This is a genomic window from Myxococcus faecalis (assembly GCF_050039385.1).
Lineage (GTDB): Bacteria > Myxococcota > Myxococcia > Myxococcales > Myxococcaceae > Myxococcus > Myxococcus fulvus.
Genome location: NZ_CP144336.1, coordinates 6,724,058 through 6,748,329, shown reverse-complemented (window position 1 = coordinate 6,748,329; position 24,272 = coordinate 6,724,058). Strand labels below are relative to the sequence as shown.

General features: G+C 69.6%; 20 protein-coding genes and 2 pseudogenes. 4 read left to right on the top strand and 18 right to left on the bottom strand.

Annotated elements, in window-relative coordinates:
• Nucleotides 1-9: 9 nt before the first annotated feature.
• The 12 genes and pseudogenes from VZQ01_RS27125 to VZQ01_RS27075 form a co-directional block, all read right to left on the bottom strand.
• Nucleotides 10-828, bottom strand: a complete 819-nt coding sequence (locus VZQ01_RS27125) for a hypothetical protein (protein WP_426745078.1) — start codon at nucleotides 826-828, stop codon at nucleotides 10-12.
• 3 nt (nucleotides 829-831) lie between these two features.
• Complete coding sequence (locus tag VZQ01_RS27120; protein ID WP_426745077.1) at nucleotides 832-2,112, bottom strand: recombinase family protein; 1,281 nt, start codon at nucleotides 2,110-2,112, stop codon at nucleotides 832-834.
• Entirely contained in the window at nucleotides 2,099-2,287 is a 189-nt protein-coding gene (locus VZQ01_RS27115; RefSeq protein WP_267697237.1) for a hypothetical protein, read from the bottom strand. Before VZQ01_RS27115 ends, VZQ01_RS27120 begins: the two co-directional genes overlap by 14 nt.
• A 118-nt stretch (nucleotides 2,288-2,405) precedes the next feature.
• A pseudogene (locus tag VZQ01_RS43470) lies at nucleotides 2,406-2,516 on the bottom strand (hypothetical protein); the annotation flags it as partial.
• On the bottom strand, nucleotides 2,464-3,804 hold the full coding sequence (tnpC, locus tag VZQ01_RS27110) for an IS66 family transposase (protein WP_426745076.1): 1,341 nt from the start codon (nucleotides 3,802-3,804) through the stop codon (nucleotides 2,464-2,466). The pseudogene VZQ01_RS43470 and the gene tnpC, both read right to left, overlap by 53 nt.
• Nucleotides 3,805-3,913: 109 nt before the next feature.
• Nucleotides 3,914-4,279 carry an IS66 family insertion sequence element accessory protein TnpB gene (tnpB, locus tag VZQ01_RS27105; protein WP_223786037.1) on the bottom strand — a complete coding sequence of 122 codons (366 nt, stop codon included), beginning with the start codon at nucleotides 4,277-4,279 and terminating at the stop codon, nucleotides 3,914-3,916.
• 4 nt (nucleotides 4,280-4,283) lie between these two features.
• Complete coding sequence (tnpA, locus tag VZQ01_RS27100; protein WP_426745075.1) at nucleotides 4,284-4,601, bottom strand: IS66 family insertion sequence element accessory protein TnpA; 318 nt, start codon at nucleotides 4,599-4,601, stop codon at nucleotides 4,284-4,286.
• Nucleotides 4,602-4,746: 145 nt separating this feature from the next.
• Nucleotides 4,747-5,901 carry a serine/threonine protein kinase gene (locus VZQ01_RS27095; RefSeq protein ID WP_223751322.1) on the bottom strand — a complete coding sequence of 385 codons (1,155 nt, stop codon included), beginning with the start codon at nucleotides 5,899-5,901 and terminating at the stop codon, nucleotides 4,747-4,749.
• Nucleotides 5,902-6,076: 175 nt separating this feature from the next.
• Nucleotides 6,077-7,864 (bottom strand): serine/threonine protein kinase, encoded by a 1,788-nt coding sequence (locus VZQ01_RS27090; RefSeq protein WP_223751321.1) that lies wholly within the window; start codon nucleotides 7,862-7,864, stop codon nucleotides 6,077-6,079.
• On the bottom strand, nucleotides 7,861-8,751 hold the full coding sequence (locus tag VZQ01_RS27085; RefSeq protein ID WP_223751404.1) for a DUF2381 family protein: 891 nt from the start codon (nucleotides 8,749-8,751) through the stop codon (nucleotides 7,861-7,863). The genes VZQ01_RS27090 and VZQ01_RS27085 overlap by 4 nt, the downstream gene beginning before the upstream one ends.
• A 1,766-nt stretch (nucleotides 8,752-10,517) precedes the next feature.
• Nucleotides 10,518-12,305 carry a tetratricopeptide repeat protein gene (locus tag VZQ01_RS27080; RefSeq protein ID WP_426748994.1) on the bottom strand — a complete coding sequence of 596 codons (1,788 nt, stop codon included), beginning with the start codon at nucleotides 12,303-12,305 and terminating at the stop codon, nucleotides 10,518-10,520.
• 18 nt (nucleotides 12,306-12,323) lie between these two features.
• Nucleotides 12,324-12,518: pseudogene (locus VZQ01_RS27075) on the bottom strand (hypothetical protein); the annotation flags it as partial.
• A 2,339-nt stretch (nucleotides 12,519-14,857) separates the two neighbouring features.
• On the opposite strand from VZQ01_RS27075, the gene VZQ01_RS27070 reads away from it, so the two are divergent.
• A complete protein-coding gene (locus tag VZQ01_RS27070) occupies nucleotides 14,858-15,286 on the top strand; it encodes a hypothetical protein (RefSeq protein WP_223747241.1) in 429 nt (142 codons plus the stop codon).
• Here the strand turns inward: VZQ01_RS27070 and VZQ01_RS27065 are convergent.
• The 4 genes from VZQ01_RS27065 to VZQ01_RS27050 form a co-directional block, all read right to left on the bottom strand.
• On the bottom strand, nucleotides 15,261-16,448 hold the full coding sequence (locus VZQ01_RS27065; protein ID WP_223747240.1) for a site-specific integrase: 1,188 nt from the start codon (nucleotides 16,446-16,448) through the stop codon (nucleotides 15,261-15,263). The two genes, VZQ01_RS27070 and VZQ01_RS27065, sit on opposite strands and share 26 nt — an antisense overlap.
• A 202-nt stretch (nucleotides 16,449-16,650) precedes the next feature.
• Nucleotides 16,651-17,553, bottom strand: coding sequence for a hypothetical protein (locus VZQ01_RS27060; protein ID WP_223747239.1), 903 nt, complete (start codon nucleotides 17,551-17,553; stop codon nucleotides 16,651-16,653).
• A 44-nt stretch (nucleotides 17,554-17,597) separates the two neighbouring features.
• Entirely contained in the window at nucleotides 17,598-18,464 is an 867-nt protein-coding gene (locus VZQ01_RS27055) for a DUF6345 domain-containing protein (RefSeq protein WP_223781497.1), read from the bottom strand.
• A 166-nt stretch (nucleotides 18,465-18,630) separates the two neighbouring features.
• Nucleotides 18,631-19,311, bottom strand: coding sequence for a MotA/TolQ/ExbB proton channel family protein (locus VZQ01_RS27050; protein ID WP_223747237.1), 681 nt, complete (start codon nucleotides 19,309-19,311; stop codon nucleotides 18,631-18,633).
• Between the two features lie 286 nt (nucleotides 19,312-19,597).
• Here VZQ01_RS27050 and VZQ01_RS27045 point away from each other — a divergent pair, with 286 nt between their 5' ends.
• From VZQ01_RS27045 to VZQ01_RS27035, 3 genes are all read left to right on the top strand, one after another.
• On the top strand, nucleotides 19,598-20,164 hold the full coding sequence (locus tag VZQ01_RS27045; RefSeq protein ID WP_426745074.1) for a hypothetical protein: 567 nt from the start codon (nucleotides 19,598-19,600) through the stop codon (nucleotides 20,162-20,164).
• A gap of 42 nt (nucleotides 20,165-20,206) precedes the next feature.
• A complete protein-coding gene (locus tag VZQ01_RS27040; protein WP_426745073.1) occupies nucleotides 20,207-20,755 on the top strand; it encodes a P-loop nucleotide/nucleoside kinase family protein in 549 nt (182 codons plus the stop codon).
• A gap of 149 nt (nucleotides 20,756-20,904) precedes the next feature.
• Nucleotides 20,905-21,999, top strand: a complete 1,095-nt coding sequence (locus tag VZQ01_RS27035; protein WP_426745072.1) for a glycosyltransferase family 4 protein — start codon at nucleotides 20,905-20,907, stop codon at nucleotides 21,997-21,999.
• Nucleotides 22,000-22,005: 6 nt separating this feature from the next.
• Here VZQ01_RS27035 and VZQ01_RS27030 read toward each other — a convergent pair whose 3' ends face one another.
• Together VZQ01_RS27030 and VZQ01_RS27025 are read right to left on the bottom strand one after the other, a co-directional pair.
• A complete protein-coding gene (locus VZQ01_RS27030) occupies nucleotides 22,006-22,605 on the bottom strand; it encodes a carboxypeptidase regulatory-like domain-containing protein (RefSeq protein WP_223747233.1) in 600 nt (199 codons plus the stop codon).
• Complete coding sequence (locus tag VZQ01_RS27025) at nucleotides 22,605-24,263, bottom strand: caspase family protein (protein WP_426745071.1); 1,659 nt, start codon at nucleotides 24,261-24,263, stop codon at nucleotides 22,605-22,607. The genes VZQ01_RS27030 and VZQ01_RS27025 overlap by 1 nt, the downstream gene beginning before the upstream one ends.
• Nucleotides 24,264-24,272 lie beyond the last annotated feature (9 nt).

Below are 24,272 nucleotides of genomic sequence, written 5' to 3'. Positions count from 1 at the left end.
ATGGGAGTTTCATTGTGCGTCACCTCTTCGGGGCGTTGTCGACCGCTTCACGCGACGGCGGGGCTTGCTCGCGCCGCGAGGGCTCCTACGTCGCTTGTGGACGGCCTCGAGCACGTGTGTCGCTCGCAGGTCCTCCGCTCGAATCTGCCACGGAGCATCCGGCATCACCTGCTTGGCGGGGAGAAGCCCACACTGGATGAGTTTTCGAATGGCTTGGTTCGGCACGCCGAGGGCTGCGGCAGCATCCCGCATGGTGAGCCAGCCGCTGTCCTGCCGGCCAGAGGCGTAGGCTGGAATTCGGGCCGTCCGTCGGTACGCAGCGACGCGCCTATGGGTCCACGCAAGGCCGTGGCCAGTTCGGTGGCCCGCCTGGTTGAGACGTACCGCCATGGCCGCGTCCGACTGCTCGCCAGCCATCGCACGAATCATCGCATCGGCGTCGGCGGAGGCACGCTTGCGGTGCTCTCCCGTGGCGGGCTTGCGTGCTCGCACCTCTGAGTGCTGCCCACCCCGCCAGTGAATGATGAGCACCAGCTCTCGGCGAGCATCGTCGATGTCGACGACTACCTCCTCAATCAGGGTACGCACCAGTCGCTGCTTCAAGGCGGCATCCGCCCCTGAGGCGTCCCATGCTGTGCGCAGGTCGCCTGCCAAACGTAACAGCGCTTCGCGGTCCGGGACGGAGGCAGACGAAGGCTCCCGCTCACTGACGCGCTGCTCGCATGCACGCAGTTGCGTGAGTGCCGCATTCCATCGCGCTTCCAACTCGGCGGCGACGAGTCGATTGTCCGGGTCAACGGCTTCGTAGCGACGCTGTGCGAGACGCACCTCCTAGTTCGCCTGCTCCTTCTCGAGTTCGAGGGCGCGCCGCCGCTCGGCGTGTTGCTGCTGGGCAAGGTCCATGGCGGCTATTGCTGCTTCCACGGCGACGGGAGCGACGGCTCGCAGCACCTCGGCCGCAACGAGGTCGTCCGGCCGAGAGGAGCCGAAGGAGATGCAGGGCGCGGTGCCGTGGGCCTCCCGGCCCCGGTGACAGAGGTAGCGCGCGCGGCGCGGCGGACGCCCGGTGTACGCCACGAGGAGCATGCGCCCACAGCGGCGGCAACGCAGCAGGCCCGAGAGCAGGGCTCCTCCGCCTCTTGCCGACTTCGCGCTGCCAGCAGGGCGGCGGTGCGCGTTGCGCCGCAGGCGTTCCTGGTTGCGCTCGAACTCTTCCCAGCGAATGTAGCCTGCATGATGGTCTCTCAGCAGCACCGTCCATAGGTGCATGGGACGGGGGTGCCCGTAGCTCTTCGTAAGGCGCCCCTCGACAAGCTGGGTGCGCTGGGTCGACTTCCCATACGCATACACGCCTGCGTAGACAGGATTCTGTAACACGCTGATGATGTTGCGGTAGGTCGGTGGCGTCCAGCACCTGGGTGCCCCCCACCGCTTGCCATCGCTCGGCCGTGGGAACAGGTGGCGCTCACGGCACATGGACAGATGCACCTGCCGTGCGCTCTCCAGGCGCGCGAAGAGTCGGAATACCGTACGGATGGCTTCCTGCACGCGCCGGTCCGGGTCTATTTCCAAGGCAGGCCCCTGGGCCCACAGGTAACCGACCGGCACGGGAATATGGAGTTCCCCGCGCCGTGCCTTGGCCTGCGCTCCGTCGATGAGCCGGCGGCGCATCAGGGTCAGCTCGAATTCACTGATGGTCCCCTTCAGCCCGAGGAGTAGCCGGTCATTCGGCACGCTCGGGTCATAGGCACCGTCGCCGTCGACAACGCGAGCATCCACAAGGCCACACAACTCCAGGAGGTGGTGCCACTCACGACCGTTGCGCGCCAGCCGGGAAGCCTCCAGGCAGAAGACGGCTCCAACGCGGCCCTGGCAAAGTTGTGCTACCAGCGCCTCGAAGCCCGGACGGGCGATCGTCCCGCTGGCCGAGCGGCCAAGGTCTTCATCGATGGTGACGACGTCACGGAATCCGTAGGCGCGCGCCAGGTCAGCGAGCGCATACTGGCGGCGCTGACTCTCCACGTTGTCCTGAACCTGCGCGACGGTGGATTGACGGACGTAGACGATGGCGCGCCGCTGCAGGACCGTCTCCGGCAACTCAGTACGGTTCATCGCCGGCCTCCGTCGCGGCGCCGTCGCCGCGGCTTGGCGGAGGCACCGTGCTCAGCAGGAACTGCGCGAGCAGCAGTACCACTTGGTGGTGCTGCTCTTCGGTGACCCGGGGACTCGGCGCCCTTCCGAGCGGGAGCGAGAGCTGTTTCGGCTTCCTTTCCTGGTGGTTGGCCATGCGCGACCTCCACCCTCAAGCCTGAGGTGGTTGCCGACGCGTGCTCGGATGCCTGCGCGTCGAGCAACCGGCGCAAATCGCGAAGTGCCTCCAACGAAACCCGCGGAATGCCGAAAGTCAGCGTCGCGCAAGCCGCCCGCTCCAGCATCCAGGCGGGGACAACCGCTCGCGAGCCATCAAGCAGTTCGCAAATAGCGACTTGCTCTCCTTTGCGATGTTCTCGGTACAGGACTGGAACCTGCTGGCCCACCAAGGGGTGCCATTGGTATTGGACCTGGGCAACTTCCGCGATGCTTACGGCAGAATGAACGGGGCGTTGCGGCTTTTCTCAGCGCCGCCTCCGAGCGGTTGTTGTCCAAAGGCAGTCGCGCGTCCTCGACGAAGCGCGTCAGCGCTTCCCATTGCTTCGTCGCATAAGAGAGGGCCTGCCCCATGGGACTCTTCGGCGGGTGGAGCGGCGTCTGGACTGCGAGCCACGCGCGCAGACGCGCGAGAATACGAGTGCTGGACTCCTGGCGCAGCGCTTGGTGCGCCGCGGTGCCCACGAGGCCCGCGTCCCGTGCCTGGGCCTCCACGCGGTAGAGTTCGAGGATGAGGTCCATCGCTTCACGGGCCTCAGGCGCGGTGGACAGCGCCTCGAAGAAGCGACGACGCAGGTGGGCCCAGCAGCCGACGCGAGTGCGGCCCTCCGGCAGCGTCACCGCGTTGTAGCCGGTGTACCCGTCCACCACGAGCGCGCCCGTGGTGCCTCCCAGCACGTCCTTGGGCGTCTTGCCCGCGCGCCCCAGGCTGAAGCGGTAGCCGATGAGCCACTCGCCCTGGGGCGTCTGGGTGAGGAATGTCCACAGGTAGCCCCGGCGCGTCTTCTTCACGTCCAGCACGCGCAGTGGCGTCTCGTCGGCCCACACCACCTCCGCAGAGGCGATGCACTGCAGCAGGTGCGAGGACAACGGCAGCAGCACCTCGGCGGACTGGTGGAAGAGGTCCGTCAGCGTGCTGCGGCTCATGGGGACCCCGCCGCGCTCCATCCGCTGAGCCAGCCGGTGCAGGGGCATGGCGTCCGCGCACTTGGAGACGACGACGTGGGCCAGGAGACCCGGCCCGTACTCGCCCTTGTCCACCACCTTGGGCGGCGCGGGCGCGGTGACGACACCTCGGCCGCAGGCGCACGCCAGGACCTCTTGCACGTGCACCTGCTTCTCAAAGAGAGCCGGCACGTACTCGTACACCACCGTCCGGCGCCCCTCTCCCAGGGGCTTGAGGGCCTCGCTGCCGCACGCTGGGCAGCGCCGCTCCTCGGCGGGCACCTCGTGCGGGACTACGCGCTCCACGGCCCCGGCGGCCTTACGGGCCGCGCGCTCGCGTCGCGTCTGCAGTGCGCTCGCGGCCCGGGCCGCCTCGTCCTCCGGGCTGGTGGACGACGGCTTCAGTTCCTTTGCCACCGGAGGCAGCTTTTCCGTCTTGCGGCCGAAGACGCGCCGCTCCAGCGCCGCCATCTTCGCCTCCAGCGACGTCATCCGTTCGCGAAGCTCTTCGGCTTCCTCGCGCCAGGGACAGAAGTGGTCTTGGGGCAGCTCTCGTGGCACCTGGTACCAACACCTCGCGGCGCCACGGCCTGTTCTCGCGCTACGAGGACGTGCGCCCGGGTGGCGTCCAGACGGGCGAGCGTTTGACGTCGGTGACATCCATGCCGTCCAGCAGCATCGCCAACTGCGTCGCGTCCAGGTGCACCGCGCTCGCGTCCGCGTCCACCTTCGGCAGCCGGAAACGGCCCGTCTCCAGTCGCTTGTACAGCAGCACGAAGCCTCCCCGACTCCACGTCAGCACCTTGATGCGGTCGCCCCGCCTCGAGACGAAGGCGAAGAGGTGGCCGGAGTAGACGTCCTCGCCCCAGGCGGACTTCACCAGCGCCATGAGGCCGTCAATCGACTTGCGCATGTCCACCGCCTCGGTGGCCAGCACCACGCGCACGGACGCCGGAAGCGTGAACACGCGCTCACCCGCCCAGCGCGGTGACGAGCCGGACCACGTAGTCGACGTCGGCGCCCCCAGGGAACCGCAGCCGTGCTCCGCTGGCCAGCACCACCTCGAGCAGCGCGGGACTCGGCGGTGGTGCAATGGCCGAGACCTCCACCGGCAGCAACCGCACCGCAGGGACCTTCTGCGGGTGCTGGCGGCGGCGCCGGTACACCCACGACTGCAGTGTGCTCAGCCTCAATCCTCGCTGCGTGGAGAACTCCTTCTGCGTCAGGCCGCTCGCCTCGAAGGCCTCGGCGACCTGGAACCACTCCTGCTTCTCAGCCGGCTTCGACATTCCGGCCAGGGTCCACCACGACTGCTGCCTCGGCAATGCCTCCCGCCACGTCGCTCGCCGGACGGTTACGGTGCGGCCGATGGAAGCGCGCAGAGCTTCGTCTGTCATGGCAGCACGAAACGGTATTGCAGGCGGGATGGGGCCCTCAAGCGGGAGTCGGCTCCGTCGTAATATCGTCCTGGCAGAACGCGCTCCGCGCTCCATCCTCGTCCCGGGCCATCGCTTCGCCAGCCCGCCGCAGGGCCGCTTGGATGGCATCGGCCGCATTCTTGGCACTGTAACCCCCACGCTCCCGGAGCACGTTGGACAAGCCCTCTTGCAGTTCTAGGGCGGATGGGTAGCGCTCTGCCGGGTCGCGGCCCAGCAACTTGCGGAACACGGCCCGCGTGGATTCGGACAGTCCCTTCGTTGCTGCGTCCACGTCCGCCGGGGTGAAGGTGGCCGCCCGCAGAACGGTGTCCTCTGGATTTACTCCTCCCCATTCCTCCTGTACCCGCGCAATGGCGCCACCCAACCGCTCCCGCTCCCCTTCCGGGACCAATTCCCACAAGTCTTCCGTGAGCATGGTGGGCGCACTGAGGAGGTGCCTGCCCGTGGCGAGTTCCACCAGCACCATGCCCAACGTGAACAGGTCCGAGCGCGCATGCTCGGGCTGCCCGAGCAACGCCTCGGGCGAGGCCCAATAGACTTCTCCCCGTGCACCGGGTCGGCGGGTAGTGCGCTGGCCTGGAAGCCGCGCGGACGCAATGCCGAAATCCATCAGCTTCACTTCCCCCGCCAGCGTCACGCGAATCCGTACCGGGTCAATCGCCCGGTGGACGATGTTCAGCGGCTTGCCCTCCTCACTCTGGCAGGCGTGCGCGTGCGCGAGGGCCCCGGCAACCTGGGTGCCCACGTACAGCATGAAGGATTCGGGAAAGTGGCGCCCATGCGTCAACGCCACTTCCACCAACGTATTGAGCGAGCACCCGGAAACGCACTCCGTAATCACGTACAGCGCGCCCCGGGCTTTGTGCATGCCGAAGACGCGGGCAATGTTCGGGTGGCGCAAATAGCTGGCGAGCTTCACCTCTTCCTCCAGCCGCTTGCGCGCCAGCTTCAACTCGGACGTGACGGCGGGCAGGGGCAACGCCTTGAGGATGACTCTTCCGCTTGCGTCGCCATGGGTGCGCCGCAGCGCCACCAGCACCCGCTCGCCGTGGTGGCCGGGGCCCAAGTCTTCCACCAATTCGTAGGTGGACTTGCCACGGGAGAAAAGGACTGTCCCCAGGGGAAACCACGGGGCGCCAGCGTAAGGCATGAGGGTGTCTCCTTCCTGAATGCGCGGCCACGGAAGCCGCGCGAACGCAGGGAGGAAGCTACTGGCGAGTAGTCCCGGAAGGGAACGACTCTCCAGGTTTGAGGCCCGGGTTATCGCAACATTATTGCTAGAGCAACCGGGGCCAGTTTTCTGCAAAGACCCTTTACACCCTGCCTTATGGCCACCGCCCGTGAATGATGCGTGCGGTTTCGTAGGCGTACACTCGCGCGGCGCCGGGCTTGGAGCCCTCCCGCTTCTTCGCGCCGCCGTTGTTGCCGAGCACGGCGCAAATGGGGAAGGCCCGTTCGGTGCCCTCGGCGTAATACTTGGTTATCCCGGGAGGAATCACGGCGCGGGTGTAGCGGATGACCACCTCGTCTCCTGCCGTCCAGACTTGGCCGTACAGCCGCGTGCCATCGGGCAACCCGTACCGGCCCTCCGTCACGACGCTTTCAATCGGCCCGTCGCGCAATGTGACGTCGCAAAACTTCCCCTTCGGGCATGGCTGACTCACGTCAATTTGGACGCTGAAAAAAGCATCGTGCTCCAGGCGCCTTTCCTGTGCGGCACTCACGGCTTCTTTGGGGCACGTCTCCCGCGTGGGCGTCACCTGGGGGCCAGGGCAGCCCATCAACGCGGCGGCACTGGCACCCGCCATGGCGCATTTCTTGAGGAATTCGGGGCTGAAGACGGGCGCGGCCTTCTTCGGCTTCTTCGCGGCAGACGCACTCGGGGGCGGATTCGTGGGGGCACTCACAGAGGGGCTTTCCTTCTCAGCAGGGGACACCTGGGATGGGGACGGTACTGCACCCGCAGACGGCGCGGGCGGGGTTGGTGGACTGTCCGGGGCTGGCGCCTGCGGCGTGCTTGGCGCCTCCGGCGCGGCCTGGGACGGCGCCACATCCTGCGAAGGGACGGCGCGTAGCCACGCGAGCGCCGCGACTGCCGCGAGCACGCCAGCGGCCATGGCCCATGCCAGCACGCGCCGCCGCTTCCGGGAAAGCTGTTGCTCGGGGGCCGGGGTGCCCTCTTCCGGCGAGGGCTGGACGGTGGCCAGCCATTCCGCGCCGCCTTGCTTCGCCAACTCTTCCAGGGAGCTAGGCATGGCATCCAACGCGGGCCGCCGCGTCTCCACGTCGCGCACCAACCACCGCTCTACCCATGCACTCAATGCCTCGGGCACGCGCGGGTTGACCTTGCGGGCTGGGGGCGGGGCCATGGTGGGGCTGTTGACGTTGAGGCGCGGGACCTTTCGTGCGTTCGCCTTGAGGGTGGGTTCCGCGTCCGTCAGCGCGTCATAGAGACACACCGCCAGCGAGTAGAAGTCATCTTCCGGGGGGAAGTCGTACCGGGCGCTCGGGTCGTTCTGGTGGGCCTTGAGGAAGCGGGCCGCCTCGGGCGAGCGGTAGCGGTCGGTACCCGGGGGCAAGGGCCAATCCGTCAACTCATGTGCCCCGGAGTAGTCCCCCGCCCCCAGGTCAATGAGGACGGGTTCGCCGTCCGCCTTGCGTACCATGACGTTGGACAGCGACACGTCCCGGTGCCGCACGCCCCTGCGGTGCATGTACGCGAGCGCACCCGCCAGTTTGGCGAAGACGTGCAGGACCTGGGCGAAGGTGGGGCGCGTTTGCTGGAGCCATTGGGCCAGCGTCCACCCCTCGACGTACTCCAGCACCAGATAGCCGTAACCCTCGTCAGTGCGTGTCCAGCCCAGCACCTTGGCAATGTTCGGGTGGTCCAGTTGGACAAGGCACACCAACTCCCGCAGCAGCCGTTGGTCCGTCTTGCCCGGGTCATCGCTGGACTGGCGGTGCTTGGACAGCTTGAGGGCGTAGGGCCTGCCCTGCCTTTCGCACTCGTACACCTCGCCATAGGCACCGCCGCCCTTCCAACCGCGAATCCGGTAGGGGGCCCCGAGGCGGGCGCCGGGCTTGAGGAAGTTGGGGGGATCCACGGTCATCATGGGCCACTCTTCTCCTGCGCTGTGTCCTGCATCACCACGCCCGCGACTGAGAGGCGCCGGGCGCCGTCCGCGTCCTCTACCACCAACCGGAAGACTTCCCCCACGCTCCCGGGCGGCCCGTCAAACTCCACCGCCACGCGGCCCGAGGTTTCGGGGGCCAGCACTTCCGGCGCCATGCTCACCGTGCGCGCGTCCGTGCGGCGCCCGGTGGCCGCACTTTCCAGCCATGCCCGCCCTGGCCGCCAAGGCTGCCCGGAGCCGTTCCCCACCTGCACGCGGAGCACCGCCCACCCATCCGCCAGGAAGCGGCGGACGGACGTTGCCTCAATGCCCGCCGAGCCCACGTTGGACAGTCGCTTGAGTTCGTCAACGCGCACTCCCGCTGCATCAACTTGTCGGGAGAGGACCCATGCGGCGGGGCCCGTGGCCTTGCTGCGCTCGCGCTCGGTGGAGAGTTGCGCCTCGCACGCGGCGCTGCGGGCCTCCAACTCCGTCAGCCGTGCTTGCATCAACTCCGGCGCGTTGGCGCTGCGGTAGACCATCACCTGCGAATCCGCCACGTCCGAATCCGTGACGAGCTGAAAGGCAGGCTCCGCGAGGGAGGGCTCAGTCAGGAACGGCACGCGCAACGTCACGCCTTCGCCCAAATCGCCCTCGGCAAGCAGGGTGACAGAGCGCTCCCCGGTGCTCAAAATTTTGACGCGGGCCGGAGCATCCAGCCGCACCTTCTGCGGGTTGATCGCCGCGTCGAAGTTGAGCGTTGCGGGAATGCCCGTTGCGAGCCGCACCACCTCGGGCTTTCCAGTGAGGGGCACGCGGCGGAAACGAAGGGAAGGGCCGGGGGCCGTCTGCGCTTCGGCTGCCCATGCGGCCATGGACAGCAGCACCAGCAAGAGCCCGGGAACGTGGGGCAAGGGACGTGACCTCATGGGTAGACCCTAACAGACGCCTGCCCGTGCCGAGCGCGCTCCCGGCTCGGCACGGGGCAACGCGCGGGTACGAGGGCCAGGTCGGAAGCCCCGGCGCGTGCGCGCCAGTGGGCACACTCTCGGGGTGCTCCGAGGATGCGCTCGGCGCGGACACTGGCCAGCGCAACGCACCGGGCAGGCGTCACGGCCCGAGGTGGTGCTCGGCGCGGGCAAGCTTTACTGCCCGAGGTGGTGCTCGGCACGGGCGCTGGCGCCACCACGCACCGGACGGACACCACGGCCCGAGGTGGTGCTCGGCACAGGTGAAACTCCGGCCGCGCGGAAGGACGGTGGCGGATGGCGGCCAGGGCCCGAGGTGGTGCTCGGCACGGGCGCTGGCGGCCACCACGTACCGGGCAGGCACCACGGCCCGAGGTGACGCTCGGCGCGGGCGAAACTCCAGGCCGCGCGGAAGTGCGGTGGCGGATGGCTGCCAGGGCCCGAGGTGGTGCTACGCCCCGACGTGGTGTTCGGCGCAGCGCTGGCGGCCACCACGCACCGGACAGGCACCACGGCCCCGAGGTGGTGCTCGGCGCGGGCAAGCTCACGGCCCTGAGGTGGCGCTCGGCGCGGGCGAAACTCCGGGCCGCGCGGAAGTGCGGTGGCGAATGGCCACCACGCACCGGGCAGGCGCCACGGTCCCGAGGTGGCGCTCGGCACGGGCGAAAATCCGGCCGCGCGAAAGGGTGGTGGCGGATGGCTGCCAGGGCTCCGAGGTGGTGCTCGGCGGGCAAGCTCTACGGCCCGAGGTGGCGCTCGGCGCGGGCGAAACTCCGGCCGCGCGGAAGGGCGGTGGGCGGATGGCGGCCACGGCCCGAGGTGGCGCTCGGCGCGGGCGGAACTCCGGGCCGCGCGGAAGTGCGGTGGGCGGATCGCCACCACGTACCGGGCAGGCGCCACGGCCCCGAGGTGGCGCTCGGCGCGGGCGAAACTCCGGCCGCGCGGAAGGGCGGTGGCGGATGGCTGCCACGCACCGGGCAGGCGCCACGGCCCGAGGTGGCGCTCGGCACGGGCGAAGCTCCAGGCCGCGAGGAAGGACGGTGGCGGATGGCGGCCAGGGCCCGAGGTGGTGCTCGGCACGGGCGCTGGCGGCCACCACGCACCGGGCCGGGACCACGGCGCCGGGGTGGTGCTCGGCACGGGCGAAACTCCGGGCCGCGCGGAAGGGCAGTGGCGGATGGCGGCCAGGGCCCGAGGTGGTGCCACGGCCCGAGGTGGTGCTCGGCGCGGGCAAGCGCTACCTACGGCCCGAGGTGGTGCTCGGCGCGGGCGCTAGCGGCTGCCACGCACCGGGCAGGCACCACGGCCCCGAGGTGGCGCTCGGCGCGGGCGCTGGCGGCTGCCACGCACCGGGCAGGCACCGCGGCCCCGAGGCGGCGCTCGGCACGGACGCTGGCGACTGCCGCGCACCGGGGCAGGCACCACGGCCCCGAGGTGGCGCTCGGCGCGGGCAAGCTCTACGGCCCGAGGTGGCGCTCGGCACGGGCGCTGGCGGCCACCACGCACCGGGGCAGGCACCACGGCCCCGAGGTGGCGCTCAGCGCGGGCGAAACTCCGGCCGCGCGAAAGTGCGGTGGGCGGATAGCTGCCAGGGCCCGAGGTGGTGCTACGCCCCGAGGTGGTGCTCGGCGCAGCGTAACTGTTCGCCGTGCCCCGTCTGGTGTTGTCAGGGCATCAAGCCTTGTTCATCGCATGGCGCAAGCTTCGGATATTCCAGCGCCGCAGGCCTGCTCAAAGAGCGTGGCGGCCCGCCGCTCGTCCTTGGGCACTCCGAGGCCATTGGCGTAGAGCAGGCCGAGGGTGTAGCACCCCCCGGCATTCCCACCCGTGCAGGCCTGCTCAAAGAGCGTAGCGGCCCGCCGCTCGTCCTTAGGCACTCCGAGGCCCTTGGCATAGGAAAAGCCGAGGTTGGTGCACCCCCCGGCCTCTCCACCCGTGCAGGCCTGGTCATACAGCGTGGCGGCCCGCCGCTCGTCCTTGGGCACTCCGAGGCCCTTGGCGTAGAAAAAGCCGAGGCTGAAGCACCCCCCGGCCTCTCCACCCGTGCAGGCCTGGTCATACAGCGTGGCGGCCCGGCGCTCGTTCTTGGGCACTCCGAGGCCCTCGGCGTAGAAAGAGCCGAGGATGTAGCACCCCCTGGCCTCTCCACCCGTGCAGGCCTGCTCAAAGAGCGTGGCGGCCCGCCGCTCGTCCTTGGGCACTCCGAGGCCCTGGGCGTAGCGCTTGCCGAGGCTGAAGCACCCCAGGGCCTCTCCACCCGTGCAGGCCTGCTCAAAGAGCGTGGCGGCCCGGCGCTCGTCCTTGGGCACTCCGAGGCCCTCGGCGTAGCGCAAGCCGAGGCCCAAACACCCCAGGGCCTCTCCACCCGTGCAGGCCTGCTCAAAGAGCGTGGCGGCCCGGCGCTCGTCTTGGGGCACTCCGAGGCCCTCGGCGTAGGAAAAGCCGAGTTTGGTGCACCCCCTGGCCTCTCCACCCGTGCAGGCCTGCTCAAAGAGCGTGGCGGCCCGGCGCTCGTCCTTGGGCACTCCGAGGCCCTTGGCGTAGGAAAAGCCGAGGTTGGTGCACCCCCCGGCATTCCCACCCGTGCAGGCCTGCTCAAAGAGCGTGGCGGCCCGCCGCTCGTCCTGGGGCACTCCGAGGCCCTTGGCGTAGGAAAAGCCGAGGTTGAAGCACCCCCCGGCATGTCCACCCGTGCAGGCTTGCTCAAAGAGCGTGGCGGCCCGCCGCTCGTCCTGGGGCACTCCGAGGCCCTTGGCGTAGGAAAAGCCGAGGTTGAAGCACCCCCCGGCATGTCCACCCGTGCAGGCCTGCTCAAAGAGCGTGGCGGCCCGGCGCTCGTCCTTGGGCACTCCGAGACCCTGGGTGTAGCGCGAGCCGAGGTTGTAGCACCCCAGGGAATCTCCACCCGTGCAGGCGGCCTGCTCATACAGCATGGCGGCCCGCCGCTCGTCCTTGGGCACTCCGAGGCCCTTGGCGTAGGCAAAGCCGAGGTGGTTGCACCCCCTGGCCTCTCCACCCGTGCAGGCCTGCTCATACAGCATGGCGGCTCGGCGCTCGTTCTTGGGCACTCCGAGGCCCTCGGCGTAGCGCACGCCGAGGTTGAAGCACCCCCTGGCCTCTCCACCCGTGCAGGCCTGCTCATACAACGTGGCGGCCCGGCGCTCGTCCTTGGGCACTCCGAGGCCCCGGGCGTAGAGCACGCCTAGGTTGGTGCACCCCCCGGCCTCTCCACCCGTGCAGGCCTGCTCATACAGCGTGGCGGCCCGGCGCTCGTCCTTGGGCACTCCGAGGCCCTGGGTGTAGCGCATGCCGAGGTGGTAGCACCCCAGGGCCTCTCCACCCGTGCAGGCCTGCTCAAAGAGCGTGGCGGCCCGGCGCTCGTCCTGGGGCACTCCGAGGCCCTGGGCGTAGTGCATGCCGAGGCCGAAGCACCCCCCGGCCTCTCCACCCGTGCAGGCCTGCTCAAAGAGCATGGCGGCCCGCCGCTCGTCCTGGGGCACTCCGAGGCCTTGGGCGTAGCGCAAGCCGAGGCTGTTGCAAGCCTTAGCCTCGCCCCCCTCACAGGCCGTTTGAGGTGCGTTAGCCCGTTGAGGAATGTTGGGAGACAAGGCCGCTTCTCCCCCCGTAGCACACCCGCTCAGCAGCCCGAACAAAACGCAGAGCCCTACGCTCAGCCTCACTGTCATTCCTTGCGCTCCTGACATTCTTGGCCCCCAGCGCAGACGAGAAACGCTCCGCACGTTATGTTCGCCTGCCTGGACCCTAGCCTCTACAGCCTCATTGAGCGAGTGGTCACGAGGGGGCACGGCGAACAGATACGGCGCAGCGCTGGCGGCCACCACGCACCGGGCAGGCACCACGGCCCCGAGGTGGTGCTCGGCGCGGGCGAAACTCCAGGCCGCGCGGAAGGACGGTGGGCGGATGGCCACCACGCACCAGGCAGGCACCACAGCCCCGAGGTGGTGCTCGGCGCGGGCGAAACTCCGGCCGCGCGGAAGGACGGTGGGCGGATGGCTGCCAGGGCTCCGAGGTGATGCTCGGCACGGGCAAGCTCTACGGCCCGAGGTGGCGCTCGGCGCGGGCGAAACTCCGGGCCGCGCGGAAGTGCGGTGGCGAATGGCCACCACGTACCGGGCAGGCGCCACGGTCCCGAGGTGGCGCTCGGCACGGGCGAAAATCCGGCCGCGCGAAAGGGCGGTGGCGGATGGTTGCCAGGGGCCCCGAAGTGATGAGACAGGCGGCGCCCTGGCTTGAGCCGCTCCAAACACGGGCGAAACCCAAGAGGGCGCGAAACTCACCCGTGCGAAGCAGCACCGGCCTTCCCGAGGCTCGGTTGCGACGTTTCGCCCGGCCGGGCGCGACGGAAACCGGCGATGCCGCTCTTTGAGGCGCGGCGCCTGGCCTCCAGGAAGCGAAACTCCTCGGCAGCACGGAAGCGGCGCAGTTTCGCGCCGCGAGGAAGTCAGCACGGACAGGGGCTGCGGAGTGCCGGAACGCTTCCGCCTAGACAGAGACGCTTCACCCCCGCCCGGTACAGTGGCGGCGCGAAAGGGCTCCAATTGGGAACCCATGCGCGAAAGTCCCCGTCTCAGTGTGGCGCGAACGCGGGGCCGCCCCTTTCGCGCCGCGCCTCCCGCGTAAATCGGTTCTGATTCGGAACGGGGGCGGATAGTGCCTGCCAGCATCTACCAACGGCAGTCGGACAGCCCTTGCGTTGCGTGGTGGCCTCTTGGCGTCCAGGCCGAGCGCCACCTCGGAGCCCTGGCAGCCATCCGCCCACCGTCCTTCCGTGCGGCCTGGAGCTTCGCCCGCGCTGAGCACCACCTCTGGCCGTAGAGCTTGCCCGCGCCGATCACCACTTCGGGCCGTGGCGCCTGCCCCGGTGCGTGGCAGCCGCCATCGCCCGCGCCGAGCACCACCCCGGGGGCCGTAGAGCTTGCTCGCGCCGAGCGCCACCTCGGGGCTGTGGTGCCTGCCCCGGTGCGTGGTGGCCACCAGCGCCCGTGCCGAGTGCCACCTCGGGCACGTAGGGCCCCACGAGCACGGGCCGCAGAAGCTAAGTCGCCGTCCCTCGGTGCGGCCTCGGGCTCCGGGCTCCCTGGAGCCCGCCCACGCCGAGCATCACCTCGGGCTTGGAGTGAGTCACGGCGGCAGCCCTGAGAGGCAGGCAACCCAGCAAGCGCCAGCCGCACCGACGCGCGAAACCTCGGTGGGAGGCAGCGCCAGGAACACCCTTGGTGGCGCACTGGGGCGCGGCCATCCGGACGAATCGCCAGCGCCCGCGCGAAACCCCCAGCGCCGCGCGAAACGCGGCCCTCGGGTACGGCGGGCGGGGCGAAATGCCGGTGCCGGGAGCACCAGCGGGGTACAGCAGCGCGAATCGGCGCCCCGAGGGGCGCGTTTCGCCGTGGCGCTTCGCCCGCCACTGCCGGGGACGGCGCGAAACCCCGGCAGCGCTTCTAGACTCCGCGCCCCGCGTCCCGCGCGAAACGCGGCGCCACAGAGTGGCGCCCGGCGCGCAGCGCCCCACCATGAGGGCGCGTTTCCAGCAGTGGCGCGATTCCGCGCCCGCAGCGCCCCGCGCTGCCATTTCGCCTGGGGTTCCGCCCGCCGTGGTGCCCCGCGCGAAACTGTGCCGCCGCGACACCCCTCCGCGCGAAACGTTCCGCCCGTCGAGGCGCAATTCCCCACCACAGTTTCGCGCACCCACCGATGCAATCACATACGCCGCGGCGTTTCGCGCTCCATGGCGAAACTCACGCGCGAAACTCCCTCCGAGAGACGGCGAAACCCCATGTCTCGCGCGAAACCATATCAGTCAAGGTGGGCGGCCAGTCATTGCTGGAATGTTTGACAATTGTTTTTGTTGTTCCGCAGAATTTCCGGTACGCAGTGACGCTGCGGGGTGCCCTCATTCCGGGGGCACACCTTCGGGACGGGTGACACCGCCCACGCATCGCGGCCCCTCAGTGCGGACACCGCCAGGAAGCCTCCACGGCCTCCCGGCACCAGCAGGTCAGCAGCCATGAAGGAAACCACGCAGGACACCAGCACCACGCAGCAGCAGCCCGCAGCGGACGGCGGCGCCGAGTCCGCATTGCTGCGGGAGATACACCACGAGCTACGGAGGCTGCGGGAAGCCGTGGGCGCGATTCACGCCCGCATCTCCCAGGCCGCCCCCGTCCAAGCTGCACGCGCCGTCACCGTTGACGCGGCGCAAGCGCTACTCGGCTGCGGGCGCTCCCAGGTCTTCGCACTGCTCAAGGCGGGTGCGCTCAGCCGCGCCCCGAAGGTGGGCAAGACGGCCATGGTGACGCTGGAGAGCATCGAAGCGCTTCAGGAGCGCTTCAGCCGCGAGCCAGCACCCAAGCTCAAGCGGCAACCCGCCCGGAGCACTGCCACCGGGCGGGAAACACGGGACGCGATTCTCAGGATGCTGCGGCAACCTTCTTGAGCGGCAGCACCGCCGGGTCTTCGGGGTGCTCCAGCCGGATAGGCACCTTGATCATGGGCGGCACCGCCACGTTCTCGTAGAAGCGCTTGGTGGTCGCGGGCGAAGTGTGCCCCACCACGGCGGCAATGGCGGCAAGCGGCAGCCCTCCGGACTTGGGCCGCACTTCCTGGCCGCACTCGGAAGCCCAGGTAACGAAGCTGTGCCGCAACTCCCCGAAGCGGACCAATTCCATGCCCAGGGACTTGCAGGCCCGCCGCACCACGCGCCGAATGTGGCTGTCCACCGGGGCCGCGCCGCGCGCCTGGAGCCGTTGCACGGCCGCGAGCGTCTGCCGGTCAATGCTCTGGACGTGAACGCGCCCGCTCTTGTGGACGAAGCGCAGGGTAGCGGCAATCTCCCCCGGTTCCTTCAACACCGTGACCTTGCCCTCGCCCCGGGCGAGCCGTTCAATCTCGGTGCCGTGCATGCCCGTTTTGGCGTGCAGGCACAGCACGTCCCGCACGCATTGCACGTCCGTCGTGCGCCGCGTGGCCTCCTGCTGAAAGTTGGTGAACTCCCAGCCGGAGATCGCGCTGTAAAGGCGCTCGATGGTTTCGATGCTGTAACCCTTGTCGCGTACCGACTTCTCGGGACGGCTGGCGGGCACCTTGAGGGAAATGGTGGCGTCCTCTGCCACCGTCAACGCGCCCTCTTCCTCCCGCAGCCACGCGCAGAACGCCTTGAGGGCCGTAATCCGGTTCTTGCGTGCGGTGGGTTGCCGGTTCAACTCGCGCAGCAAGTCCTGGAGCGTGACGGCGCGCAGGTCACGCCCCGCGAGCGCTTCGGCCCATGCCGCGAGGTAGAAGCCGACATTGCCCACGTAGCGCTCGGTGGTGCCCGCGCGCCGCATGTGCGCCAGGTAGCGGCCCACGGTGGGCGCGTCCATGTAGACGGCGGACTCTTGCTTGAGTTTCTGAGCCTCGCCCCGGGTGCGGTAGCCCTCCGGGTCGCGCATGAAGAGGGCCAGCTCTGCCTCGGCTTCCGTCTCGCTGCGCGCGTCCAGGTGAACCGTGTACGCCTTGCCCACAACCATCTTGCGCAGCACGTACACCGGGCGGCCGTCCTTCGCCGTGAACGTCCGCCCGCCCTTCCACTTGCCAGTCCAGACCTTCCCACTGCCCATGCCGTTGCGACTCCGATTTGGTCCAATTTCGGTCCCAACTGACCCGATTTGGTCCCTGGAGTCAAACCGCGCCCCCTCGCCAGGAGGGGGCGCGGCTTACAGCGGCGGGTTGCTGCTAGTGGAGGCGGCGGGAATCGAAGCCGCCACCCTGCCACCCTCCCCCGTCCACCAGAGGCCTGGGCGAGCAGGTGACACACCGCGACTACGGGACGGCGTTCACATCCACGTCAATCACCCGAGGCTCCTCGGTGTGGGTGTCCGTGTTGACGGAGGGCAGCGAGGCGTTGACCTGCAGCGTCAGCGCCCAGGTGCCGTCGGTGAGCTGGCGCGGCACGTACTTCCAGCTGAGCCGCACGCGGCCCGTCGTCAGGCCCTCGGCCACGAGCGCCTCGGTCGCCTTGCGCTCGATCTCCGCCGTGCTCAGGCGGGTGCGCAGCAGGTGCCCCTCACGCGCCAGCGCCGGCCAGCGGATGAGCGCGCGCTGGAAGCCACCGTCCACGCCGTGCGTCACCACCGCGCGGTGCCCCTGCACGCGGATGCCATTGATGGCGCGCAGCACGAACGTCTTGTGACGGTGCAGCTCCGCGGGCGAGACCTCGCCCACCTCCTCGTTCTGAAGGAAGGACTGCACCTGGCGAATCTCGCCAATCTCCCCAGAAGGGATGCCCCAGCGCTGCAGTCGCGCCACGGAGTTGCGCTGCAACACCCCGGGCTCCTGCGGCGTCGCGGGGCCGCTCTCCACCTTGTTCAGCACCAGCACGCGGCCGGACGAGATGTCCCGCTCGAACCGCCAGGACGGCGACTCCAGGTCGCGGCGCGTGCCCAGCTCCTCCGCGACGGTGAAGGACTCGGAGGTACCGATGAGCCCGCGCTGGACCATCGCCTCGTTGAAGGCCGAGGCCGGCAGCAACTGCGTGGGAAGCGCGCCCGAGGGCAGCGCGGCGATGCCGCTGGAGTCGAAGGCGAAGCTGACGGTGGTCGCCGCCTGGGCCACCTGCGCGGGCGCCGTGTCCTGGCCCTCCTCCGCCAGGGGCGCCGCGGTGTCGCAGCCGAGCAGCGCGGTGAGAGGCAATGCGGTCAGGAATCGGATGAGTTGGGTCTTCATGGTTTCAAGGTCCGAAAAGAATGGATGGGTGGAGAGAGGAAGGCTCAGGGCAGCTTGCGACCGTTGTCCGGGTTGCAGCCGCTCACGTAGAAGTAGGAGGAGCCCGTCTTGCTGCCGGTGTTCTTGCGGTCCCTCCACCCACCCGCCTCGTACATGCTCTTGCGCTTCGCCTTCGAGTCTCCGAAGACGATGGAGACCGGGCAGTCGTCGTAGATGACGCCCCAGTCGTAGGCCTCATCAATCCAGTTCTCACCGACGCCGTCGTTGCGGGAGTCCTCCAGGTAGTCCTCGAGGTAGTCCTTCACGAAGCCGCCGCACGACGAGTCGCCGTGGAAGGCATTCCAGACGCTGAAGCCGCTGGTCGCCGTCACCAACTGCTGGCGGTAGCCACCCCGCTCCCAGACCTCGATGTTGCCGGACCGGCAGGCCTTGATGACGGCGATGTCCAGCTTGCCGTTGCCCAGCCGCATGTGGCTGTCCGTGAGCGCCGAGCAGGAGGGGCTGTTGCTGCCCATGACCAGCGAGCTGCGCGGCGTGGACACCTCGTGGCCGCCGTGCGTGTGGATGAAGATGACGTCCGCGTCGTCCACGCCCGCGTTGAGGGCGGCGTCGTTGGACTCGCCCACCGCGCCCTTGGCCGGGTCCGTCCAGAGGTCCCGCGTCACGTTCATGTTGGAGAGCGTGCGCACGTCGGACCAGAGGCCGGAGTTGCGCAGCGACGTGAAGTAGCTGGCGAACGCCGACGCCGTCTGGGTGTGCACGGAGTGCGACGAGCCCGAGCACTGCCCGGAGCCGCCGAAGTTGGCGATGCCGTAGGCGTGCGTCTCGTTCGCCAGCGCCGCCGCCGGCACGAGCAGGGCGCCCGCGAGCGCGCCTGCCAGCCACTGCTTCTTTTGAGTCCGAATCTTCATGGTCCAGGTCCCCCTCGAAGGAGGGCGTGCCCGAATGGCACGCCGGAGACGGGAAGGAGCGCGTCGCGCTTCTGCTTCCCGGCCTCGGCACCTGAACGAGCCTGGGCCCGGATATTCCCGGCCGTATTTTCCAGGAGGATTCGGAAGGCCGCGCGCGGCGCCCGGCTCAGCCCGCCGCGACGCGGGAGCGCTTGAGGACCCGGGCCACGACGTCGAGGAACTCGTTGCTCGCCTCGGCGAGGTCCACGGCGCGCGCGTCCACCCAGCCCTGCAGGGAGTTGTAGCCCATGACCGCGGGGATGGCGACGAGCAGGCCGAAGGCCGTCGTCACCAGCGCCTCGGAGATGCCGGTGGAGATGTTCCCGATGCCGCCCGCGCCCGCCTCGCCCATCTGCTGGAACGCGGTGACGATGCCCATCGTCGTCCCGAGCAACCCCACGAAGGGCGCGGTGGAGGCCACCGTCGCCAATTGTCCCAGGCCGCGCTTCATGCCCTGCACCTCGCGCTGCGCCTGCCGCTCCAGGTTCCGGGCGACGGACTCCATGACCTCGTTGCGGTCGTCATCGGAGGCGGTGCGATAGGCCGTCAGGCCGGCGCGGATGGTGCGGCCGAGGTAGCCCACGTCGGGCCCCAGCTTGACGTGGGCGGCGGTGTCGAAGTCCCCGTTGGCGAGCAGCGTGGCCAGCTCCGAGGCGAACCTGCGCGAGTTGCGGCGCGCGGTCCGGAAGACGAGCGCGCGCTCGACGAGGATGAGCAATGACAACACGGACATCACGCCCATCACGATGACGATGAGCTTCGCGAAGGGGCCCATGTGGCCCCACAAACCAATGAGGGTGAAGTTCATGGTGGTTCAGGACGCGCCTCCTCGCGCGTTGGCCCCGCGACGGAGCCACTGGGGGAACGACGACTCGAGCACTCGCGAAGCAAGGTACGAGGCGCGGACCTGGCCCGGGCGTTTGCCTTTCCATGAGTCAGTCATGGTTGCGTCATGGGCGGCGACGGGCTCCCCGTGAGGCATTGCGCATACATCCCAGGACAGACGTGGACCCGGGTACAGTTCCAGGACGCCCCGCATCCGGGTCACCGTACGCGTCATCGCCGCCACGTCGGCGGTGGGAGTCGGAGGAGCCATGTCCGGACCTGCTCGTGAATCTTCCTGGAACCGATGGGGCGCGCTCGCGCGGCTGCTGGGACTGCTGGTGGCGGCGCTCCCCGTCCATCAAGCCCTCGCGCAAGCGGCGGTGGTGAGCTGTCCCTCGGGGACCAACTCGGTGACCTTCAACCCCGGGCTCACGAACGAGCCCCAGGACGTCCTCATCACCGGAGAGACGACCTACAGCCTGTGCGCCACCGTGCTCGGCCCCCGCGTGACCACCGCGACCTGGTCCGTGGGGCCAGTCCTGTTCCCCGGCAACTCGTGCGACAACTTCCTCTCCACCTACCGCAGCACCCTCACGCTGCAGTGGGACACCGGAGAGACCTCCACCGTCCTCTTCACCACCGTGAAGGTCGCGCTGCAGAGCACCACCTTCGCCTTCGTCCAGACGGGCACGGTGACCTCCGGCAAGTTCGCGGGGAACCGCGCGGTCCAGACCATCACCTACCTCAACGAGGACCTGGAGAACGGCTGCAACTCGCCGTCCGGCCTGACGCGCCTGGACGGCCCCGCCACGCTGACCATCGCGCCGTTGTTGTGAGCCGGAGCACCTCGCCCGGGGCCCCGGGGTACGCTGGGCAACATGAGCGCACCGCGTGTCATCCTCGTCTCCGGCCCGTCGGGCGTCGGAAAGTCCACCGTGGCACGGAGGCTGGCGGAGCAGTCACCCGAGGAGCGGGCGGTCCACCTTCCCTCGGATGACTTCTATGCCTACGTGCGCCAGGGCTACCTCGAACCCTGGCGCACCGAGGCCCATGACCAGAACACCACGGTGATGAACGCGCTGGTCGCGAGCGCCACGGCCTATGCCGCAGGCGGGTACGAGGTGATGGTCGATGGGGTCATCGGCCCCTGGTTCTTCGCGCCCTGGCTGGCCGCCGCGCGCACACACCCACTCGACCTGCGGCTGGTCATCCTCCTGCCGGACGAGGCCCGGACGGTGGCACGTGCCCGGGCGCGCACCACGTCGGACGCACTGACGGACGCCGCCGTGCTGCGTGGCATCTGGCGCGGCTTCCGAGACGCCTCCCTCCCGGAGGGTCATGTGCTCGACACGAGCGAGCAGGATGCCGCCGCCACGGTGGCCGCCGTGCGCCTGGCGATAACTGAAGGACGGTTCAGGTTGGTGTGACGATGTCGGCACATCCACCATGCATCTTCTCGCACGTTGAGAACCGCGCCGTGGAGGCTCATGGGCCTTAACAAGGCCCACGGAGTGAAGTTAGGTGGGTGCCGTGCGCGGCATGTCGCCGCCAGCTGCGACGGACGGACGTGCAAGCGATGTCGGCGCCTCCACGCATTGCCTTCGCCATCGAGACGACGCTCGGCAACGCCGTCTTCCTGCAGAACCTCAAGAGCGCCATGGCCGCGCGCACCGACATCACGCCGGTGTGGCTGCCCATCGACGAGCACGCGGACGACCTCTGGGAGGGCCTGCCCCTGGTGCGCTCGCGCCTGTCGCTTCGCGGGGGACTGAGGACACGCTCGGCGTTGAATCAGGCGCTCGCGCAGGCCCCGGTGCAGGCCGCCGTGGTCCACACGCAGCGCATGGCGCACCTGGCGCACGACTTCATGGGGCGCGTGCCCAGCGTGGTCTCCACGGACGCCACGCCGAGCGGCCTGGAGGACTATCTGCGGTACTACGGCCTGCGCTCGCAGCACGCCGGCTGGGTGGGCAGGGCGAAGAACGCGCTGCATCGCCGCACCTACTCCATCGCGAAGGGCATGCTGTCCTTCTCCGAGTTCACCAAGCGCTCGCTGGTGGAGGAGTACGGCGTTCCGCGCACCCGCGTGCACGTGGTCTGGCCGAGCGTGGACACGCGGCTGTGGCGTCCGGCCCCCGAGCGCAAGGCACGGGACGGCGTGGTGCGGCTGCTCTTCGTCGGAGGGGACCTGGGCCGCAAGGGCGGGCACCTGCTCCTGCGCTGGGCCCGGGAGACGCGACTGAAGAACTGGCGGATGGACCTGGTGACGTCCGACACCTTCGAGGCGCCGCCCGGCGTCCGCGTCCACACCGGCGTCCGGCCCAACTCGCCCGAGCTGATTGGGCTGGCGCAGGCGGCGGACCTGTTCGTGCTGCCGACGATGGCGGACATGTCCTCGTGGGCCATCGCGGAGGCGAAGGCCGCGGGCCTCGCGGTGGTGGCCACACCCGTGGGCGGCGTGGGCGAGCTGGTGCGGGACGGCGTGGACGGGCGGCTCGTCATCCCGGGCGACTACCCGGCGCTCGCGAGGGCCCTCGACTCCCTGGTGTCGAGCCCCGACACCTTGCGCACCATGGGACACGAGGCCCGCCGCATGGCCGAGGAGCGGATGGACCTGCATGCGACGTGCGACCAGATGCTCGCCTTCATCCGGGGCGTCACCGGCGTCTGAAGTCCGCTAGTCGTCGTCCTCCTCGTCATCGTCGTCGGCCTTCTCCAGGACGACGTCGTGCAGGCGCTCCTCGCCCTCGCGGACGCAGACCTGCTCCTCCTTCTTCGCGTGCTCCTTCGCGTCGACCTCCAGCTCGTAGCACCCCTCGGGCAGGGGCCCCACGCGCAGCTCGCCCGTCGACGGGTCCACCGGCAGGTCATCGAAGGGCGTGCCATCCACCTCCACCTCCCCCTCCTCGGGCACGTTGCCGTCAGGCCCCCGCAGCCGCACGGTGATGAAGGCGCCCGGCGGCGCGTCGATGTCTCCCACGTCGATGATGCGAGCCCCCTGCGGCACCACCCGCACCCGGGCCGCGTGCGTGCGCGACGCCAGCACGAACAGCTCCACCGTCCTGGCGGGCACGCCCTCCAGCTCGAAGCGGCCGTCCGAGGACACACCGGTCATCAGCTCGGACTCGCCGAACACGCTCACCCACGCCACGTCGGCATCGGCGCCGAGGATGCGCCCGCGCACGGTGCCCTCCCCCAGCTGACCATTGTTGAAGCCGCCGCAGGCCCCCAGGAGGACGAGCATCGACAGGAGCCACGGCTGTCCAGGCGCACGCATCAGAAGCGATACCCTCCGCTCAGCCACAAGCCACCGAAGCCCACCGCGCGAGTGCGTCCGTCCACGGGCACATAGGCCCAGAGCAGCTGCCCCTTGGCCTCCAGCACCCACCGCGCCCCCAGCTTCCATGACACTCCCGCCATCCAGCCAGGCCATACCGTGAAGTAGCGCTCATCCTGTTTCAACAGGTCCAAATGGAAGGAGCGCTCCATCCACAGAGCGGCCACACGAGGCCCCGTGGACACGCCCAGCCGCCCCCACTCCCACGACGGCCCCACCGTCAGCCCCAACATCACCGCCCGGTGTCGCACCGGCACCGCCCCACCCAGCTCCAACTGGAGCGCCTGACGCCCCTGCCCCACGGCCAGGTCCACGCCCACATCCAACCGCTCCTCGAGCAGCAGCCCATGCCACCGCAGGCCCGCGCCCGCCATCAACGTGCGCGGGAGGACCTCGCGCCGGCTGCGGGCATCCAGGAAGCCCAGCACGCCCATGTCGAGCGAGACGGTGCGCCGAGGCCCCTCCGCCTGCTCGCGCAGCATCGAGTCCAGCGCCCGACGCTCCCCGGGACGCAGCACCACCGTGTCCTCCCACAACACCGCGCCGCCCTTGTGCAGCCCCAGCCGGCGGTTTCCCTCCGGGAGCGCCACACCGCCGGGCAGCTCCCCCGCGTCCACGCCATCCACCTTGAGCGTGAAGCCCTCCAGGCGAGGACTGTAGGAGAACACCTCCGGCTGGCCGGGCTGGGACAGGGAGCCGGAGAGCAACACCGGGTCCGCGCCCACTTCCGTCATCCGCACGCTCGGGCGCTGGCGCCCCTGCGTATACGTCCACGTGTGGCGGCGCGCCCAGTCGTGCGCCTCGGTGGCGCTCACCGCGCCGTCGCGGTTGCGGTCCGCGCGCCCGTCGAGCGCCTGGACGAAGAAGTGGGTGTAGATGTCATTGCCGAGCGCGTCGTCCTCGCGCGCCGCCTCGCCCCAATCACTGGCGGACAGGACGAGCGACGCGCGGCTGTCCTCCTCCAACGGGCGAGGGAGGAACGCGGCCTTGGTGCGCTCCAGCTCCGAGCGCACCGACTCCGGCAGCAGCGACTTGCCCGTGCCGCTGTGGCACGTGGCCAGCACCAGCACCCGGCGCAGCGAGCCCAGCCGCTCCAGCGCCTGCTCCAGCACCACCATCTCCAGCCCCGTGCCCTGCACGTCCCGGAAGCGCGTGTCGCGCATCACCAGGTAGCGCTGGAGCTCGCCCCGCGTGTCGCGCGCGAGCGTGCCGTGGCCGGAGACGTAGACGACCACCACGTCCCTCGGATTCCACGCGCGCGCCTGGAGCGTCCGCAGCGCATCCAGCACTCCCGCGCGCGTCGTCTGCTCCGGACGGTTGAGCACCGTCACCGAGGCGAAACCTCCACGCCTCGGGTCCGCCAGCACGCGCCCCAGGTCCTCCGCGTCCTTGCCCGGATAGCGCAGGTCGTTCCAGGAGTCGTCGTCGTACTGGTCGATGCCGATGAGCAGCGCGTGGCGCTCCCCCTCGTGCGCCGAGGCGAGGCGCGCCGGGTCCAGGCGCACCTTCACCGCCTTCCCCTTGTCCCGCGCGCCACCGCAGGCCGAGAGCGCCACGAGCACGAGACAGAAGACGAACTGGAGCCGGAAGCGAATCAAGGGCCCACG